4 protein-coding genes are annotated in these 2,548 nt (G+C 64.8%); all 4 read left to right on the plus strand.

Annotated elements, in window-relative coordinates; translation table 11 throughout:
* Positions 1-663 (plus strand): aminomethyltransferase family protein (locus EN939_RS29405; protein ID WP_245473205.1); only part of this gene is annotated, 663 nt, incomplete at its 5' end.
* The gene (locus EN939_RS29410) at positions 656-1,240 is read left to right on the plus strand and encodes a sarcosine oxidase subunit gamma (RefSeq protein ID WP_127271189.1); all 585 of its coding nucleotides are present in this window, start codon (positions 656-658) and stop codon (positions 1,238-1,240) included. The genes EN939_RS29405 and EN939_RS29410, both read left to right, overlap by 8 nt.
* 59 nt (positions 1,241-1,299) lie before the next feature.
* Complete coding sequence (locus tag EN939_RS29415) at positions 1,300-1,530, plus strand: hypothetical protein (RefSeq protein ID WP_127271190.1); 231 nt, start codon at positions 1,300-1,302, stop codon at positions 1,528-1,530.
* Positions 1,531-1,608: 78 nt separating this feature from the next.
* Positions 1,609-2,394, plus strand: a complete 786-nt coding sequence (locus tag EN939_RS29420; protein ID WP_127271192.1) for a ThuA domain-containing protein — start codon at positions 1,609-1,611, stop codon at positions 2,392-2,394.
* The last annotated feature ends 154 nt before the right edge of the window (positions 2,395-2,548 follow it).

The raw sequence follows: 2,548 nt of genomic DNA on the forward strand, positions 1-2,548 counted from the left end.
GTCGAAGGCATCGACATGTCCGACGAGGCGCTGCCGCATATGTCGGTGCGTGAAGGCAAGATCTGCGGCGTGCCGACGCGGTTGTTTCGCATGTCGTTCACCGGCGAGCGCGGCTTCGAGGTCAATGTGCCGGCCGACTATGGCCAGGCGGTCTGGGAAGCCCTGTGGGCCGAGGGCCAGAAGCATGGTGCGGCCGCCTACGGCACCGAGGCGATGCACGTGCTGCGCGCCGAAAAAGGCTACATCATCGTCGGCCAGGACACGGATGGCACGGTAACGCCGAACGACGCCGGGCTCGACTGGGCGGTCGGCAAGAAGAAGACCGATTTCGTCGGCATCCGCGGCCTGACGCGGCCGGATCTGGTCGCCAAGGGCCGCAAGCAGCTGGTCGGCCTCAAGACCAGGGACCCCAAAGTGGTGCTGGAAGAAGGCGCGCAGGTCGTCGAGGATCCCAAGCAGGCGATCCCGATGAAGATGATCGGCCATGTCAGCTCGAGCTATTGGTCGGAAAATTGCGGCCGCTCGATCGCATTGGCGCTGGTCGCCGGCGGCCGCGACCGGATGGGCGAGACCCTCTATGTGCCGATGCCGAATGGGGTGATCGAAGTGGAGGTTACCGGCATGGTATTCTTCGACGAGACGGGAGGGCGCCTCAATGGCTAAGGCCGCTGCAAGGAAGACGGCTCCGGCCGCATCGCCTTCGGTCGAACGCCGTCCGGCGCTGGCTGGGCGCAGCACCACTGCCGCCGCCGTCAAGGTCGAGGTGCTGCCGTCGGCCGAGCGCGTTTCACTGCGTGCGCCGGAGGCTTCGGCCGCAGCGCTTTCGAAGGCGCTCGGCGTGACCTTGCCGAACAAGCCGAAAACCTCTGCCGCGAAGGGCGGGCGCACCGTCTTGTGGCTCGGTCCCGACGAATGGCTTGTGATCGATGAGGCCGGCAACGATCCGCTCGCCGATTGCGCCAAAGTATCCGCGCTGCATTCGGCGGTCGGCGTCTCGCATCGCAACATCGCGATATCGGTGACGGGCCCTGGGGCAGCGGCGACGATCAATGCTGGCTGCCCGCAGGACCTGTCGCTCGACGCCTTCCCGGTGGGCGCAGCGTCGCGCACCATCCTGGGCAAGACCGAGATCGTGCTGCTGCGCACAGCCGCCGATGCCTTCCGGGTCGAATGCTGGCGTTCCTTCTCGGACTATGTCTTTACTTTCCTGTCCGAGGGATCGCGCGACGCTGCGGTCTGAACTCGGAACGTTTTGCAGGGCACGCTCGTTCTGCATCCGCACGCCGAGGGAGAATGCCGATGCCGTCGAATTCCGCACCGAAGTCGCCGGTCATAAAGACATCGGCCGTCCGCTCGCTCGAACATGAGCGACATGAAGCCCCGAGCGCCGAAGAGGAACTCGAGGAAGGCCTCGAAGACACGTTCCCGGCCAGCGATCCGATATCCATTACCGGAACCGCCATCCCCGGCGCCCCGGCGAAACCGGGCACGGCCAAGACCGTGCCGGGGCGCAAGAAGCGCAAGACGTAGTATTCCATCGGGCCAGGCGGCATCGGCACCTTCTCAATCCCTTTTGACATGCTATTTAAAGCGCTTTGGGAGATGAAAATGCCGACAAAAGCGATCGTTTGGGGCGAGAATGTCCACGAGCAGACCAATGAAGCCGTGCGCGACCTCTATCCCTTGGGCATGCATGGCACCATTGCCGCCGCCCTCAACCAGGACAAGGGCATCGAGGCGACCACCGCCACCTTGCAGGAGCCCGAGCACGGCCTGAGCGAAAAGCGCCTGGCGGCCACCGACGTGCTTTTGTGGTGGGGCCACGCGGCGCATGGCGAGGTCAAGGACGAGATCGTCGAGCGGGTGCAGAAGCGGGTGTGGGAAGGGATGGGCTTGATCGTGCTTCATTCCGGCCACTACTCGAAGATATTCAAGCGGCTGATGGGCACGCCCTGTTCGCTGAAATGGCGCGAGGCGGGCGAGCGCGAGCGCGTCTGGGCGATCAACCGCGGCCACCCGATCGCGCAAGGCATCGGCGAGTGCCTGGAGATCGGCGAGACCGAAATGTATGGCGAGCCCTTCGCCGTGCCGGAGCCGCTGGAGACGGTGTTCGTCTCCTGGTACGAGGGTGGCGAGGTGTTCCGGTCCGGGCTGACCTACCAGCGCGGCGCGGGACGGATCTTCTACTTCTCGCCCGGCCACGAGACCTATCCGATCTATCACAATGAGGGCGTGCAGCAGGTGCTGCGCAACGCCGTGCACTGGGCGCACAACCCGGCGCCGGCATGGTCCGGCATCACCAATGCGTCGAACGTGCCGACGGATGCGGCCAAGGAGAAGATCGTGCAGAAGGGGCTGCGCCTGCATGCCGACGGCGACAAGGGCCTGAGTTGATTCGGGCCTGAGCTGATTGGGGTGTGAGGTGGCTGGGGGCCTGAACTGATGCATCGAATTCTTCTGCTCGGCACCGGCGGCATCGCCGGACATCATGTCGATGAGTTTGCCGGGATTCCCGGCTGCAGCATCGTCGCTTGCGTCGATCAGGTGC

This window comes from Mesorhizobium sp. M7A.F.Ca.CA.002.05.1.1, assembly GCF_003998335.1.
GTDB lineage: Bacteria > Pseudomonadota > Alphaproteobacteria > Rhizobiales > Rhizobiaceae > Mesorhizobium.

Bases quoted from the DNA above. Each gene is read 5' to 3' on its own strand.
- EN939_RS29410 (WP_127271189.1), top strand. From the start codon at position 656: ATGGCTAAGGCCGCTGCAAGGAAGACGGCTCCGGCCGCATCGCCTTCG.
- EN939_RS29415 (WP_127271190.1), top strand. From the start codon at position 1,300: ATGCCGTCGAATTCCGCACCGAAGTCGCCGGTCATAAAGACATCGGCC.
- EN939_RS29420 (WP_127271192.1), top strand. From the start codon at position 1,609: ATGCCGACAAAAGCGATCGTTTGGGGCGAGAATGTCCACGAGCAGACC.